Here is a 15,152-nt window from a genome sequence, read left to right on the forward strand (position 1 = left end):
GCGAGCGCCGGCGAGCGCCGCAGCGCCGGCGAGCGCCGAAGACTCCGCGGCTAACCGCGCCGCCCGTCGAGCCAGGCCTGGAGCAGCAGCGCCGCCGCCGCCCCGTCGACGCGCTCCTTGCTCTTTCGCCCCGAGACGCCCCCGTCGCGCAGGCGCCGTGCCGCCTCGACCGTCGTCAGCCGCTCGTCGACGAGCTCCACCTCGACGCCGGCCGCGTCGGCCAGCACCTGCGCGAAGGCCACCGCCCGCCGCGCGGCGGGCCCCTCGGCCCCGTTCATCTCGAGCGGCAGCCCCACCACGAACCGCGTGATCCCTTCGTCCCGGGCGAGCGCCGCGAGGGCCGTCAGGAGCGCCTTCCGGTTCCGCCCGTCGAGCAGCGGCCGCGGGTGCGCGTAGAGCCCGAGCTCGTCGGTCACGGCCACGCCGACGCGGGCCTTCCCAAGATCGATCGCCGCAGCGCGCGTCTTCGCCTTCGCCATGCTCCTCGGGGAGAGCACATAGCCCCCGGACGGTGAGGCGGCGAGACCCAACGTACCGGGAAGCATCCGACCGGCTTGACCCGCTCGCCAGCACCGACCATAAGCGCCGCGCGATGGAACTGCGTGCGGTACGGGGGATGAACGACATCCTCCCCGAAGAGGTGGAGCGCTGGCACAAGCTCGAGGGGGCCTTCCGCCTCCACGCGGAGCTCCACGGTTATGCCGAGGTGCGCACGCCGCTGATCGAGCCGACGGAGCTCTTCCGGCACCAGATGGGCGAGACGACGGACGTGGTCGAGAAGGAGATGTACTCCTTCGAGCGCCACGGCGATCAGCTCACCGTTCGCCCCGAGGGCACGGCGGGCGCCGCGCGCGCGTACGTCGAGCACGGCGTGCACGCCAAGGAGCCGGTCACCCGCTGGTACTACCTCGGGGCGATGTTCCGCGGCGAGCGGCCGGCCAAGGGGCGCTACCGCCAGTTCTACCAGGCCGGCTGCGAGCTCTTCGGCGATCCCGGGCCGCTCTGCGACGCCGAGACGATCGACCTCGTCGCGGGCTTCCTGCAGCGCATCGGCGTCGACGACTTCGTCGTCCACGTGAACTCGCTCGGCAGCGCGGGCACGCGCGAGCGCTACCGCGAGGCGCTGCTCGCCCACTTCACGCCGCGCAAGGGCGAGCTCAGCGACGACTCGCAGCGCCGCCTCGAGAAGAACCCCCTGCGCATCCTCGACTCGAAGGACCCGCGCGACCACGAGGTGGCGCGCGACGCCCCGTCGATCCTCGACCTGCTCGACGACGCGGACCGGGCCCACTGGGAGGGCGTGCTGCGCTGCCTCGACGTGCTCGGCGTGAACTACGTCATCGACCGGTCGCTCGTGCGGGGGCTCGACTACTACACGCGCACGCTCTTCGAGGTGAAGGCGACATCGAGCGAGCTCGGCGCCCAGAGCACGCTCGCGGGCGGCGGTCGCTACGACAACATGGTCGCCGGGCTCGGCGGGCCGAGCGTGCCGGCGATCGGCTTCGCGATGGGGATGGAGCGGCTGCTCACGGTGATGCCCGACGCCGCCTCGCGCCGCAGGCCCGGCTGCTTCCTCGCCCCGCTCGGCCAGGCTGGCGCGGACCGGGCGCTCGTCCTGGCGAAGCAGCTGCGCGCGCTCGGCGTCTCGGTCGAGCTGGACGGGCGCGGCGGGCGGCTCAAGGCGATGCTCCGGCGCGCGGACGCCCTCGGCGCGCGGCTCTGCGTGATCCTGGGCGACTCGGAGGTCGAGCGCGGCGTCATCCAGATCAAGGATCTCGTGGCGCACGTGCAGGAGGAGATCCCGCTGGAAGGAGCGGCGCGCGTGCTCGCGGATCGGGCCCTCGAGGCTTCACCCGTCGGCCAGCGGGGAGCGCGTTGACCACCGAGGCGATGGGAGCACCGGGCTGCTCGCGGGGGGCGCGCGGCGCTCCGGCGGGCGAGGAACAGGGCAGGGCGCGGCGCGCGCGCGCGGCGCTCTCGCTCGCCGCCGCGCTGGTCGCGCTCGCCGCGCCGTCCGTCGCGGCGGCGCAGGTCGGCTTCGGCCAGCCCGGCATGGGCCCGCCCCCCTCGAGCTCGCCGCAGCCGCCGCCCGGCATGCCGGAGACGCACGCGGCGCCGACCTCCGAGGAGAGCCCGATCCAGACCCAGGAGCCGACCCTGCCGGAGGACCCGCTGGCCGTGCCGCCGTCGGTCAAGAAGCAGATCGGCACGAACGACACCGGCGAGTGGGAGGTCGGGCGCGCCGAGGAGATCCAGCGCGACTGGTACGGGCTCTATTACGGCGAGCGGAGCGGCAGCTACCAGTTCCGGACGCTCTTCCCCCTGTGGGCGGAGCGCAAGATGCCCGGCGACCGCGCCACGATGGTGACGCCGCTCTACTACAACCGCCGGAGCAAGGACGTCGACGCCGACGTCCTCTTCCCGTTCTTCTGGAAGCTGCGGGACCAGAACACCTACACGACGATCGTCGGCCCGTTCATGCACCGCGAGTCCGAGGGCCGCCCCGCGAGCCCCGGGCGCAAGGCGGAGCCGGGCCGTCACGACAACTGGCTCGCGCCGCTCTTCTTCGAGGGCAAGAGCGACGATGGGAGCGGCTACCTCCACATCCCTCCCCTGCTCACCTTCACGCACCACACCGCGCGGAGCGGCTTCAACCTGGTCGGCCCCCTCTTCTGCAGCTGGAAGGGCGGCCCCGCGTGCGACGCGCGCTCGGCCGACAAGATCGATCTCGGCCTGGCCCCGCTCTACTTCTACGGTCGTGACGAGAGCAGCGAGTACGAGGTCATCCCGCCGCTCCTGCACTACTACCATTACAGCGACGTCGGAGACCGCTCGACCAACATCTGGGGTCCCTTGATGTGGCAGCACTCGCGCAAGGGCGACGTGTTCAACATCATGCCCTTCTACTGGCACAGCTGGGGCAAGAACCACGATCGAACCACGCTGTTCCCGTTTTTCCATTACGGATACGAGGGCAACTCGAACCTGCTCGTCACACCGCTCTTCGTGAAGGCGCGCGGCGAGGAGGGGGAGAGCACCTTCGCGACCTGGGGCTACGCTCGCTATCGAGGGCGGACGGAGCTCGACATGATCACGCCGCTCTTCTGGCAATACAGGGATCCGGACATCGATCTGGAGCGGACGTTCCTGCTCCCGTTCTATTACCGGAACACCTCGCCGCGCAGCGATGATCTCGTCCTCTTCCCGTTCTACGGCCGCTTCAAGCGCCACGGGCTGAGCGACACCACGTGGCTCACACCGCTGGTCCGGCACACGCAGGATCTCACCGGCTGGGAGACGGACATCTACCCGTTCTTCTATTCGGGTCGAAACCGCAGCTCCACGCACCTCGTTGTCGCGCCGTTCCTCTGGGACTTCGCGTCGCCGACGTCGCGCACCACGATGGCCCTGCCGGTCTTCTTCCGGTTCGCGGACCAGAACTCGGTGACGCAGGTCGCGCTCAACACGGTCTACCGCGAGCAGCGGCTGCGCACCGGCAAGGAGTGGGAGTTCCATTTCTTCCCCGTGTTCTCGTACGGCGAGACGCCGCAGGGGCACTGGTGGAACGTCCTCTACGGGCTCGCCGGGTACACGCGCGAGGGCACGATGTCGAAGATGCGCGCCCTCTACGTCCCGATCCAGCTGAGCAAGTGAGCCGGCCGGGCGCCGCGCCGGCCGCGCTCGCGGGCCAGTACGGCCGGCGCGCGCGCGGCCATGGACATCGCCGTGGCGCTCGGCAATCGTTGGCGAGGTCGCGATGAGCACCCCCGCGCGCGAAGCGCCCTCCCCCCGCGCCGAGCTCCTGAGCCTCGGCGGAGCGCCGCCGCCCCCGGAGCTCGGCGCCGACCTGCGCCGGCTCCTGGAGCTGCCCGAGGGCGCGCGGCGGCGCCTCTGGGAGGCGCTCGGGCCCAGCCTCGGCGAGCCGGTGCCCGCCGCCGTGGAGCGGCTCCTCGACGCGTTCTGCCGCCGGCACGAGGTCGACTCCGAGGCGCTCGCGCGGGTGCTCAAGGCGTGCCGCTTCCTCGTCCGCGAGGCGAGCAAGCGCGACCTCGACCGCGCCGCCCTTGCGGCCGACCTCGCCGCGCTCGCGCCCGGCGAGGGCGCCGAGGAGATCCAGGCGATCCTGCTCGCCGGCTACGACCAGGCCAGGGCGGTCGTGCGGCGGGAGATCGTGCGCGGCGCGCTGCTCGACCACGGCAAGCTGCTCACCGGCGTTGACTGGCGCATCGACACGATCGCGGCCGCGAGCCGCGGGGCGAAGATCGCGTCGCCCGTCGTCCTGCTCACGCTGAGCTACCAGGAGGGCGAGCACCGCTCCCGGATCACCCTCCAGGCCACCCCCGACATGCTGCTGGAGCTCCAGCAGCTCTGCGCGCAGATCCTCGGCTGACCGCGCACGTCAGCGCGTTGAAGCGCCAGGTGCCATCGCCGAGGAGCACGACGACCAGGTCGTCCTGCTGCCCTCCGCCACGCGCATCGAGCCCGTGCTTGCGGTGCTGGCCGCGCTCGGCTGCGTCGCGCTGATGGTGGGCGCGATCGTCTTCCACGTCACACGCGGGGAGGCGGCGAACGCGCCGTTCAACTTCCTGCTGGTCGCGCTCTCACTGTTCGTCGCGTGGGGCCGCCGGTCGAAGGCGCCGATCGCCCCCCGCGTCAGGTCCAGGGCCACAAGGAGAACGTACCCCCGAGCTCGACGCCGACCGTCATCGGCTGGACCCACGGCCCGTAGCTCTCCAAGGTCGCGGGGAGCCTGTACGCCGCGCGAACTCCGGAGAAATAGCGCCGGCCGAAGCGGAGGCCCGCCGTGACTCCGAACGAGAAGAGCGCGGTCCCGCTCAGGTAGGTTCCGTCCTTCGCCTCGGGGAATTGCTCCAAGTACGAAGCGCTTTGCCACATCGTGGTGGCGATATTGCCGCGGAACCCGGCTCCGGCCGCGGCGTACCATTTCGGTCGATAGAACCCCGGGGCGAGGGTGAGGCGATAGCCGTAGGCGAGCGCCGTGTGCGCTTCGTTTTGAGCCAACTTGAGGTCGAGGTCGACGCGTCCGAGCACGTCGAACCCAGGTCGATCGAAGAGCCGCGCGCTCAAGCCGCCCGTGAGATCCCAGCTCGAAAAATCGATGAGCGCGTCGAGGTCGACGTGCAAGCCGAGCCTCCGCGCTCGCCCGTGCCCCACGTCGATGCCCCGAACGTACCCAAGGCCCACCATGAAGCCCGGATCCAGCGTCACACGAGCGCGGAGATGATCATCGCCAGGTGCGCCGCGCAGCATCGACTCAGCGGCGGCCTGCGCGCGCGCCGCGCTCGGAGCCAAGAGGACGCCGGCCAGAGCGCTGAGCAGAAGTCCGGCGCGCTTCACGGGTGACCTCCGAGGAATTCACGGATGGCTTCGTGAGCTTCGGCGCGGCGGAGCAGCTCCGAGTGCTCGGCGTCTTCGATCTGGAACACCTCTGCGTTCGGGAAGCAGGGGACGTGATGGTCGAGCTGGAAGTCGTGGCCCAGACGGCCGTCCGACTTGCCCGTGATGAACAGCACGGGGTTGTCTTCGAGGCCCTCGGTGAAGTCGAAGCTGTAAGACTCGTCGAAATTTCCTTGCCAGAGGTTGATGCGATAATTCGCGCGAAACCCGAGGCGCCAGAAATCATAACCCAGGAGCGAATCGCGCTCCGTCGTTCCAGCCAGGCCGATGACGTAGAAGTAATCCGCGCGGGCATCCCCGCTCGGCAGCAGGTAGTCCGTGGCGTTCAGGTATTGATGCACCTCACCGCCGAAGAAGTTCACGCTCGCCACGTTGGCGTCTCGGGCGGCCGCTGGATTCAGGCTCCCGGGCTCCGCCACGACGGCGCGGCCCACTCGCTCGGGGTAGCGCTGGAGGAAATAGGTCGCGTACGCGCCGCCCCAGGAGATGCCGATCAAGTGGACGGGAGCGTCGGGGCTCCAGAGCTCAGCTAGATAGTAGAGGTCGTCCAGGTAGGTCGGTCCGTCGAGCTCCTCGTCCGGGACGCGTGCCGAGAGCCCGGTGCCTCGTTGATCCCAGAAGACGAGGAAGTACTCGTCATCGAGGACTTCAAGGGAGAGGAGGTCCCGGTGATCCCCTCCGGGCCCGCCGTGGAGGACGATCACGACGGGATTGTCTGCGTCGCCTCGGGTCTGGAGATGAACCTTTCGCCCGTCCTCAAGCGATGTCTGCGGTAGAGAGGGATCGTCGACGACCGTGAGCGGCACGAGGTTTCCATCCGTTCCGCTCTCGAGGCAGCCAGTGGAGACGACGCCCAGCAAAGATAGAGCCAAGTGCTTCATGATGTGGGCGGATCCTGACGCGCACCTCGGCGTCGGGGAGGGATCGAGGGCGCCACAAGGGGGACCGATCGCGCCAACTTGCGCGCTACGTCTTACACTTTGGCGCGTGCGCGTGAGCCCTGGGCGCGAAGCTCGGCGGGCGGGGCGCCGAACCAACGTTGGCACGCGCGTCGTAAGGCGCGGACGTCCGAGTAGCCGAGCAGGTCGGCGACCTCGCTGAGCTTGAGAGAGCCTCGAACGATCAGCTCTTCCGCCCGCTCACGAAGGACCTCATCGACCAGCTGGCGAAAGGTGATCTTCGCGAGGCCGAGCCGCCGCTGCAGAGTCCTGGTGGAGCAGCCGAGCGCGCGCGCCGCGCCGTCGACGCAGAGCGGCTCCTGACGCTGAACGGAGGCGCGCAAACAGGCCGCGGTCTTTTGCAGATCGTCTGCGCCGTCTCCGACCGTCTCGAGGAGCCTTTGGGCGAGGGACCGGAGGTGCGGAACCAGAGCGGGCCTGGCCGAGTGCAGCGGAGCATCGAGCAGCTGGGCCGGCGCGACGAGGGCGTTCCTGGGCGCCGAAAAACGGACCCGCGCACCAGCGAATAGTGCAGCCCTCTCCGTCGTCCACCCCGGGTGGCGAGCGTGGGCCCAGCAGATCTCGAAGAACGGATGCAAGACGCCCGTCGTGAGGACGATGGTGCGAGCATAGAACGTCATGGTCGCTTCAGCGGCGACGCGCGGTGTGGGTCGGCCGTCTGGCAGGTGCGCGTCGGAGATGTAGACGCGCTCGCCTTCGACCCAATAGGTCGCGAGCGAAGCCTGGTTCGCCAACGGGTTGAACCGTTGGACCATGTCGAGGGCATCTCGGAGCGTCGCGCTGGTCTCGGCCAAGAGCCCCATGGCGCCGAAATCTTCCGGCCTTCCGGTTGCTCCAATGTCGATTCCTACCCCTGTATCGGCGAGGCTCTCCTCGATCGCCTGCAAGAGCTCGACGTGCTCTCGAAAGGCGATGCGCGCCTCGGGATGCTCGAGCATTTCACTACGAAGGCCCACGGCCCTGAGCATTGCCTCCGCGTCCAGACCTCGGCTCACCGCGTAGCGAGCGGCGCGGCGCGTCCACGAAGCAGCGATCGTTCCGCTCAGGGTCTTTGTCCGTCTCCCGGTCATCGGTGGCGTTCGACCCTAGCACCAGAGCCGGCTCGACCTTCGGGCTTCGCCCCGCACGGCCGGCACCTCGCGTCGTGGCCCGGCCCCGTGCTCGGACCCGAGATCGAGGTCGAATCGCCACGACCGGCCCGATGGCCCCCTCGCCATCTCCGAACTGGGGCCTCACCGGGACGCCGGAGCGCCCCAGCCGTCGTGGAATCTTGCAGTTTCGCGACCATCTTCATGGGTGTTCCCTGCGCGGGGGAACTTTTCCTGCGAGCGCGGGTCGTCTGCTCGTGCACCCGATCCACGCGCAGGTTCCCACCGAGAGCATCGCCCGTCCGCCCGCGCCCCATGGGCCCGACGTGCCCTGTGCGGCCGCGCTCCCGTCCACGGACAGGATCCCCAGCCTGCTCTTCGTGGATCCGCCCGCGCGGGCCGATCTCGACGAGCTGCGACAGTCCCTCTCGTTCGCGTTCACAAGCGGCGTCTCCGGCGGGTTCTTCGGCCAAGCGCTCGATCGGGCGCCCATCGCGCCCTCCACGTGGGATCCGAAGAACTTCGCGCCGGACCTGTTCCTGGAGGAGCTCGTGGCCCGGTGCTTCCGCGTCCGCGTCGGGGGGCACGAGGCCGTCGTCAACCGAGGGTTCATCCTCCGCGTCCTCTCCCGGCCTCCGAGCGACACGCGCGTGACCGAGCTCCGGAGGGGGATCCTCCACGAGCTCTCGATCTCACCCACGTTTCGCAGGCAGCTCGAGAAGCTCTACACCGCCTCGTGCCGGTTGCGGGGCGCGCTCGAGGGCGCGGTGGCAGGGAAGAAGTTCGATCCGACGCGGCGGCAGCTCGACGTGCTCGCGATCGTCAAAGAGGTCTTCGATCTGATGAGCGCGTCGTTCGAGGGCGCTCGATCGGGCCTCTCCCGGCTGCGCGATTTCGGCCAGGCGGTGCAGGCGACCGAGGGGTATCGATCGATGGCCGATCTCCTCGATTACGACGAGCACCTCGCGACGCTCCGCCTGGACATCCGCGTGGGCGCCGACGGCCGCATCCGCGGCTTCGACGTCGTGACCGTCCGGGAGCGGCAGGAGAACCCGTTCGTCCTGTCGCCGGTGCGGCGCTGGCTCGCGAAGCTCGAGATGTTCTTTCGCGGGTACAGCTTTGGCGACGGAGAGGTCATGGCGAGGCTCATCGACGCGGTGTTCGAGGGCGTCGAGGATCAGGTCGTCCAGCTGGTCCCGCTCGTCGGAGAGATGGAGGTCTACCTGGGAGCGCTCGGCTTCCGGGATCTCACCGCGGCGGCGGGGCTCGAGGTCAGCCTGCCGGAGCTCCGGTCCGTCGCGGAGGGCGAGCGCGTGCTCCTCGGCCTCTTCAATCCGCTCCTCGTCGCCAACGGAGGCAAGGCGGTGCCGTGCGACGTCGTGATCGATCGGGCCGACACGACGCTCCTTGTCACGGGGCCGAACTCGGGCGGAAAGACTCGCCTGCTCCAGTCGGTGGCGCTGGCGCAGCTGCTCGCGCAGGCAGGCATGTTCGTGCCGGCGCGCAGCGCGAGCGTCGTCTGCGTCCCAGGGCTCGTTGTGTCGCTCATCCAGGAGACGAAGTTCGATCAGAGCGAGGGGCGGCTCGGCATGGAGCTCCTCCGGATCCGGGCGCTCTTCGAGGAGCTCGGCCCGGGAGCGATGGTGATCCTCGACGAGCTCTGCTCGGGGACGAACCCGTCCGAGGGGGAGGAGATCTTCGAGCTCGTCGTCACGCTGCTCGCGAAGCTCCGCCCGCAGGCGTTCATCACCACGCATTTCCTGACGTTCGCGGCGCGGCTCGAGCGGGAGAAGGCGATCAGGAACCTCCGGTTCGTCCAGGTGGAGCTCGACGCGGCGCAGAAGCCCACGTACCAGTTCATCGTCGGCGTGGCCGCGACCTCGCTCGCGGCCCAGGCCGCGGCTCGGCTCGGCGTGACCCGCGGCGAGCTCGAGGGCCTCATCGATCGCAACCTGCTCGCCTCCCGAGCGCACTCCAGGGAGAGCTGACGTGGCGACGTTCCTCGCGACGGAGCGGATGAACCCCGCGCTCGCCGCGCGCGTGGAGCGGGCCGTCAGCCACCGGGCGCGCGCACGCCGTCACGCGGCTCGAGCCGGAATCGAGGGGACGCTCGCGAGCGGGCGGCGGCTTGGGCGGGCACGGCTGCTCACGCTGCTGACGGCGGTGGTCATCGGGCTCCTCGCGATCGCGATGTACCTCCACGATCGCCGCACCGTCGAGGCCGAGCGGCGCGCGCTGCTGGCCGTGATCGACGAGCGCCGCGCGGGGCTCCCGGCGGGCTACGAGCGCTTCGTCGAGGCGACGGATCGCTGGATCGGCGAGGCCGCGAGCGACGGGGACCCCGCCGACATCGTCGACCCCTCGCTCCGCGCTCCGGGGGCTCTCGACGCCCTGCTCCGCCGGCCCGCGGTGTACGTGCGCGCTCCGCGCGCCGAGCTGCGCGACGTTCGCGGGATCGACGACGCCGCGCGCGGATCCGACAAGGATGCGTTCCTCCTGTGCCTCATGAGGCCCCCGCCCTCCCCCTCGGAGCGCGATCGGCTGACGAAGGTGCGAGGCGTGTATTTCGGCGGGACGAAGGTCGACGAGGACACCGCGAACGTCCGCCGGCTCGTCGAGGCGCGGCTCGGCCTCGCGGTGCTCGGCCCCGCGTTCGATGGCTCGGTGCGCGCGGCCCGCGAGCTCTCGGCGCTGAAGCGGCTCCGCAAGGCGCTGGAACAGTCCCCGATCGAGCTGGCGAAGAAGGCGGCCGGCGCGGAGATCCTGATCGTCGTGGCCGAAAGCCCGATCGAGACCGAGACGTTCGCGAGCTCGGCGCGCGTCTCGCTCGTGGATCTTGCGGCGAAGAAGGTCCTCTTGCGCGTGGGCCGGCGGGTCGACGAGCAAGCGCTCTCGCCGATGGGCGTGATCCATCGCGAGCAGATCGAGGGCTGCGGCCTCGCCTTCGCGGTGCGGCGCAGCGTCGAGGAGTGAAGGCTTCGATCCCCGGATCGCGAGGCGGTCACCGAGCTCCGGCCCGCTCACCACCTGCGACGGCTGCCCGGACGGCCCTCTCGAGCACCTCACCGACCTCGCGCGTCCGCAGAGGACGAGCTCGTTCCACACGAGCTCTGCACCGTCTTCGTGAGAGGCGCCGTCGAGCAAGAGCGCCGCGCTCGCTCTCGAGCCATCCGTGCCGGCGGAGGTGACGCGCCATGCGCCGGACGGCCACGCGACCTGCGTCGCGCCGCGCGAGAACCGCGCGGCGTAGGCGGGACACCACCGCGCGGCGAGCACGGCGTAGTCGAGGCGCAGGGCCGGCCCGCGCGCGGGTCTTCGAAGCACCGGACGGCGAGGTTCGCGCCCCGAGGGCCGATGGCGGCTCACGCCCTCAACGTGGAGGCTCTCGCCGCCATCCGCCCGGCGAGGCGTGCCCCGCCCCTCTGGAGCAGAGGCCACGCGCCAGACGGCAACGCCGGCTTCCGCAGCGCGAGGCGCCCTGGTGAGGCCGCCCAACGGGCGATCTCACGCCTGGCCCGGCGCTTGCTGACACCAGCGATGACGCGGCGATGAGCCCCGTCGACGCTGGCTGCGAGGAGCGCTTGAGCGCCGCAAGCGGCCTCGCCCGGGTGCCATCTCGCGGTTCACCCAGGTGCGCTGTCACCGAGAGCGTAGTTGCTCGTGGACAGCGATCCAGCCTCGATGAGGACCTCGCCGCGCGGGACAGCTTCGCCCGGCGAGCGGCACGAGCGCCGCGTCGCCCTACGCCGCGGGCGTGGCGGCGCTGATCTGGGCCGCCGATCCGACGCTCAGCGCCAACGAGGTGATGGATATCCTGCGCACGACCGCCGACACGTTCGGCTTCGGGGACGCGCGCATCGTCGACGCGAGCGACGCCGTGAAGACGGTCCTGGGCAACATCCCGCCCGCCGTGAAGATCCTGAGCCCCGCGAACGACGCGAGCGTGCTGCACGGCACGGAACTCACGCTCTCGGCGCAGGCTGACGATGTCGAGGACGGCCCTGCGTGCTGCACGGTCCACTGGTCGAGCAGCCTGATGGGCTCGCTCGGCGGGGGCGCGACGCGGGAGGTGTTCCTCACCCAGGGCAGCCACACGATCACGGCCACCGCGACCGACTCGAACGGCGCCTCGACGACCACCTCGATCGTCGTGCACTCGGGGAACTCGCCGCCGGTGCCGGAGATCCAGGAGCCCACGGCCGGCAGCACCATCACGCAGAACGTGATGACCACCCTTCAAGGCCGCGCGTTCGACGCCAACCTCGGGCTCGAGATGTTCCTGCCGTGCAGCAGCCTGCAGTGGAGCTCGCCGCAATTCCCGGGCTGGGCGCCCATCGGCTGCGCCGTCGCAAGGACGTTCCCGAACGTCGGGCCGATGACGCTGAAGCTGACGGCGACCGACGACAGCGGCGCGATCGGCACGGTCACGCGCACGGTCAACGTGGTGGCGCCGCCGCTCGACGCGCCGCCGAACGTGTACCTGTCCAACATCGTGAATGGCAACGGGATCGACTACGATGTCCCGAAGTTCATCAGCGGCGGCGCCGTCGACCCCGACGGCGGCAGCATCGTGTCGTACCGCTGGACGGTGATTCACGACGGGGTGGAGACCGAGATCCGCGGCCCAGCGGCGACGCCCGGGTTCAGCTGGACCCCCTCGGCGCACCTGCCCACGGATTGCGGCGGCTACTCGGTGCAGCTCCGGCTGTACGCCACCGACTCGCAAGGTCAGGTCGGCTTCACCACGATCACCATCTACGTCTTCCAGCCAGTCTGCTGAGCTGCCCCGGCGCCGAAGGCGCGACCGCCAACGTGGGTCGGGTCGCGCCTTCGGCGGAGGCGCTCGCGGGGAGGGTCCAAAGGGTGCGCGATCGCGCAGCTCATTGGGGCTTGACGCCTCCGAAACGTTTGGATTCCCTTCTCCCCGGCCGTCGAACCATGTCAACCTCCCGAGCTGGGCGCGGAACCTCCTGCCGATCGCGAACGAGCCCGGCGCTACCGTCGCTTGCGATCCACAGGACATGATGCGCCGGCTCGACCCCCGCCGGCGGGACATCCTCGCTGCCGCCGAGTCCCTCGTCTTCTCCTTCTCCGAGCGCGGCGCGCTCGCGCTCGCCGCGCTCGCCGCGGTGGCGGGCGATGCTCGCGCCGACACCGCGACGGGCGCGCGCGGGGTCGAGCTCGACTGGATCGCGCCCGGGGAATGCGCGGATCGAGGGCGCGTGCTGGCCGAGATCGCGCAGCGCCTCGGGCGGCCGTCCGAGGAGAACGGCGAGCCGACGCTGAAGGCACGCGCGGTGGTGTCCCGCAACGAACGCGGGCCGTGGGACCTCCGCCTCACGATGACGCTCGGCGAGACGACACGGTCGCGCGAGCTCCACAGCGAGACCTGCGCCGAGCTCGCCGACGCGGCGGCGCTGATCATCGCGCTCGCCATCGATCCCGACGCAGCCAACCGCGGCATCCCGAAGGCGGCGCCGGACACCGACGCGGGGCCAGGCGCCATCTCCGGCGCGGATCCGGGCGCCGGCGCGGCGCCGGAGGTGGACGCAGCTCCGGACGCGCCCACCGCCGCCGAGGCGCCGCCCGCGGCCCCGCCCCCGGCAGGCGCCAGCGCCCCCGCGGCCCCGGCGCAGCGCGCGGCGCGCCCGTCGCGCCCCCTCGAGCTGCGCGGCACGCTCAGGGCCTCCGGCGTCCTCGACACCTCCGCGCTCCCGGCGGTCGCCCCGGGCGCCAGCATCTCCGCGGGCGTGCTGATCGGAGCCGTCCGCGCCGAGGTGTCCGGCACCTACTTCGGCGCGCAGCAAGCGCTCGTCGCGCGGACGACGATGGGCGGCGACGTCCACCTGGCCACCGGCGGGCTGCGCCTTTGTTACGCAACGCGTTATCACGCGTTCGAGCTCGGCCCCTGCGCCGGTATCGAGGTCGGCGTCATGGGCGCGGCCAGCTTCGGCGCGGCGTCGCCCGGCTCGAACCGGGCGCTCTGGATCGCGCCGCACCCCGGAGCGATCGCGACCTTCGCCCTCTCGGACCGGATCCGCATCCCGCTCGCGATCGACGTCCCGTTTCCGGTGACGCGCGATCGGTTCGTGCTCGTCGGCATCGGCGCTGTCCATCGGAGCGCTGCCGCCACGCTCCGCGCCTCGCTGGGGGTCGAGGTGCGATTTCCGTGACGGATCCGGACGGCGCCGGCCATGTACTTCGCGTGACGAGGACGTCCCCCGCGTCGGCGCTCCCCTTCGCGGGGTCCGTCTTCGATCCGCGCGCCGGCGTCCACGAGGCGCCCGTCCTCCTCGACTTCGACGCGGTCTATGACGAGCACGCCGACTTCGTCTGGCGAAACCTGCGCCGGCTCGGCGTCCGCGAGGCGAGCCTGGACGACGCCTTCCAGGACGTCTTCGTCGTGGTCCACCGGCGGCTCGGCGAGTTCGAGCCACGGTCGAGCGTGAAGGCGTGGCTGTTCGCGATCCTCTGCCGGGTGGCGCGCGATCACCGGCGCCTCGTCCGGCGCAAGGGAGGGCTCGAGGAGCTGCCGGGCGGCGTGGCGGACCGCGCGCCGGGGCCGGCGGAGCGGCTCGAGCAGGTCGAGGCGCTGAAGCTCGTCGACGCGCTCCTCGCGGAGCTCGACGACGACAAGCGCGCGGTGCTCGTGATGGCGGAGATCGAGGAGCTGAGCGCGCCGGAGATCGCCGCGGCGCTCGACGTGAAGCTGAACACGGTCTACTCGCGGCTGAGCGCCGCGCGCCGGGAGTTCGAGCTGGCGCTGGCGAGGAGCGGGGGTGGATGGCCATGAGCGATCCGGGCGAGAGGGCGCGCGCGCTCCTGAGGGCGGCCCGAGCGGACGGGCTCGCGCCGTCCGACAAGGTCCGGCTCCGCGCGGCGATCGCGGGGAAGCTCTCGGCCGCCGCGCCGCAGGAGCCGTCCGGGGAGGCGCCCACCTCGCCCCCGCCGCCGCTCGCGGGCAGCGGGGAAGGCGGCGTGCTCTCGGGCAACGCGGCCGGCGGCGTGCTCTCGGGCAAGGTGATCGCGGCGGGCGCGCTGATCGGCGCCGTCGCCTTCGCCGGCGGGTTCTTCACCGGCAGGGCGACCGTCGACGTGCCTCCGCCGGCCAGCGCAGCGCCGCCGGCGAGCGCGCCCGCGGTGACGCCGCCCGCGGTGACGCCGCCCGCGGCGCCTCCGCCTGCGGTGACGCCGCCCGCGGCGGCTCCAGTCGCCGCGCCGGCGCCGATGGCGGCGCCCTCGCGCGCCGCCCGCGCGGTCGCTTCCGCACCGCCGCGGCCGCTGGACCCGGGCGCGGAGGACGCCGCGCGAGCGCCCTCGACAGGCGGCGGCGAACGCGAGCCGGCGCGCCCGCGCGGCGGACAGCCGGCGACGCCGAGCACGCTCGCCGCGGAGATGGCCTTGCTGCGCGAGGCGCAGGACGCCGTGCGGGACGGCGATCCGTCGGCCGCGCTCGATCGCCTCGACGACCTCGGCGCCCGGTTCCCAGAGGGCCAGCTCCGCGAGGAGCGCATGGCTGCGCGCGTGCTCGCCCTCTGCGCGGCAGGGCGGGCGCCGGAGGCGCGCGCGGAGGCCGAGCGGCTCCTCGGCGAAGCGCCGGGCTCGGTGCACATGGGCCGAGTCCGCGCCTCGTGCGCGTTCCGAGAAAATCTCGACTGACAGAGACGGATGTTCCTCGCGCCGGCCA

12 protein-coding genes and 2 pseudogenes are annotated in these 15,152 nt (G+C 71.5%); 10 read left to right on the forward strand and 4 right to left on the reverse strand.

All coding sequences use genetic code 11. The features are described from left to right. Positions 1-50 precede the first annotated feature (50 nt). Positions 51-479, reverse strand: coding sequence for a Holliday junction resolvase RuvX (gene ruvX, locus WMF28_RS22805; RefSeq protein ID WP_437475727.1), 429 nt, complete (start codon positions 477-479; stop codon positions 51-53). 113 nt (positions 480-592) lie between these two features. On the opposite strand from ruvX, the gene hisS reads away from it, so the two are divergent. The 4 genes and pseudogenes from hisS to WMF28_RS22825 all read left to right on the forward strand — a co-directional run. Next, the gene (gene hisS / locus WMF28_RS22810; RefSeq protein WP_437595353.1) at positions 593-1,879 is read left to right on the forward strand and encodes a histidine--tRNA ligase; all 1,287 of its coding nucleotides are present in this window, start codon (positions 593-595) and stop codon (positions 1,877-1,879) included. Continuing rightward, positions 1,876-3,654, forward strand: coding sequence for a hypothetical protein (locus tag WMF28_RS22815; protein WP_437595354.1), 1,779 nt, complete (start codon positions 1,876-1,878; stop codon positions 3,652-3,654). Before hisS ends, WMF28_RS22815 begins: the two co-directional genes overlap by 4 nt. Before the next feature lie 103 nt (positions 3,655-3,757). Further along, positions 3,758-4,390: a COMM domain-containing protein gene (locus tag WMF28_RS22820; protein WP_437595355.1), complete on the forward strand. Its 633-nt coding sequence runs from the start codon at positions 3,758-3,760 to the stop codon at positions 4,388-4,390. A 103-nt stretch (positions 4,391-4,493) separates the two neighbouring features. Beyond that, positions 4,494-4,550: pseudogene (locus WMF28_RS22825) on the forward strand (hypothetical protein); the annotation flags it as partial. Positions 4,551-4,653: 103 nt separating this feature from the next. Here the strand turns inward: WMF28_RS22825 and WMF28_RS22830 are convergent. The 3 genes from WMF28_RS22830 to WMF28_RS22840 form a co-directional block, all read right to left on the reverse strand. After that, complete coding sequence (locus WMF28_RS22830; RefSeq protein WP_437604383.1) at positions 4,654-5,358, reverse strand: hypothetical protein; 705 nt, start codon at positions 5,356-5,358, stop codon at positions 4,654-4,656. Next, positions 5,355-6,299, reverse strand: a complete 945-nt coding sequence (locus WMF28_RS22835; protein WP_437595356.1) for an alpha/beta fold hydrolase — start codon at positions 6,297-6,299, stop codon at positions 5,355-5,357. Before WMF28_RS22835 ends, WMF28_RS22830 begins: the two co-directional genes overlap by 4 nt. Positions 6,300-6,391: 92 nt before the next feature. Then, on the reverse strand, positions 6,392-7,447 hold the full coding sequence (locus WMF28_RS22840; protein ID WP_437595357.1) for an AraC family transcriptional regulator ligand-binding domain-containing protein: 1,056 nt from the start codon (positions 7,445-7,447) through the stop codon (positions 6,392-6,394). Between the two features lie 344 nt (positions 7,448-7,791). On the opposite strand from WMF28_RS22840, the gene WMF28_RS22845 reads away from it, so the two are divergent. From WMF28_RS22845 to WMF28_RS22870, 6 genes and pseudogenes are all read left to right on the forward strand, one after another. Continuing rightward, the gene (locus tag WMF28_RS22845) at positions 7,792-9,453 is read left to right on the forward strand and encodes a MutS-related protein (protein ID WP_437595358.1); all 1,662 of its coding nucleotides are present in this window, start codon (positions 7,792-7,794) and stop codon (positions 9,451-9,453) included. 1 nt (position 9,454) lies between these two features. After that, entirely contained in the window at positions 9,455-10,438 is a 984-nt protein-coding gene (locus tag WMF28_RS22850) for a hypothetical protein (protein WP_437595359.1), read from the forward strand. 742 nt (positions 10,439-11,180) lie between these two features. Beyond that, positions 11,181-12,245: pseudogene (locus WMF28_RS22855) on the forward strand (S8 family serine peptidase); the annotation flags it as partial. Between the two features lie 241 nt (positions 12,246-12,486). Further along, positions 12,487-13,638 carry a hypothetical protein gene (locus WMF28_RS22860; RefSeq protein ID WP_437595360.1) on the forward strand — a complete coding sequence of 384 codons (1,152 nt, stop codon included), beginning with the start codon at positions 12,487-12,489 and terminating at the stop codon, positions 13,636-13,638. After that, positions 13,635-14,258 carry an RNA polymerase sigma factor gene (locus WMF28_RS22865; protein WP_437595361.1) on the forward strand — a complete coding sequence of 208 codons (624 nt, stop codon included), beginning with the start codon at positions 13,635-13,637 and terminating at the stop codon, positions 14,256-14,258. Before WMF28_RS22860 ends, WMF28_RS22865 begins: the two co-directional genes overlap by 4 nt. Then, positions 14,249-15,124, forward strand: a complete 876-nt coding sequence (locus WMF28_RS22870) for a hypothetical protein (protein ID WP_437595363.1) — start codon at positions 14,249-14,251, stop codon at positions 15,122-15,124. The genes WMF28_RS22865 and WMF28_RS22870 overlap by 10 nt, the downstream gene beginning before the upstream one ends. The last annotated feature ends 28 nt before the right edge of the window (positions 15,125-15,152 follow it).

Source organism: Sorangium sp. So ce590 (assembly GCF_051521365.1).
Lineage (GTDB): Bacteria > Myxococcota_A > Polyangia > Polyangiales > Polyangiaceae > Sorangium.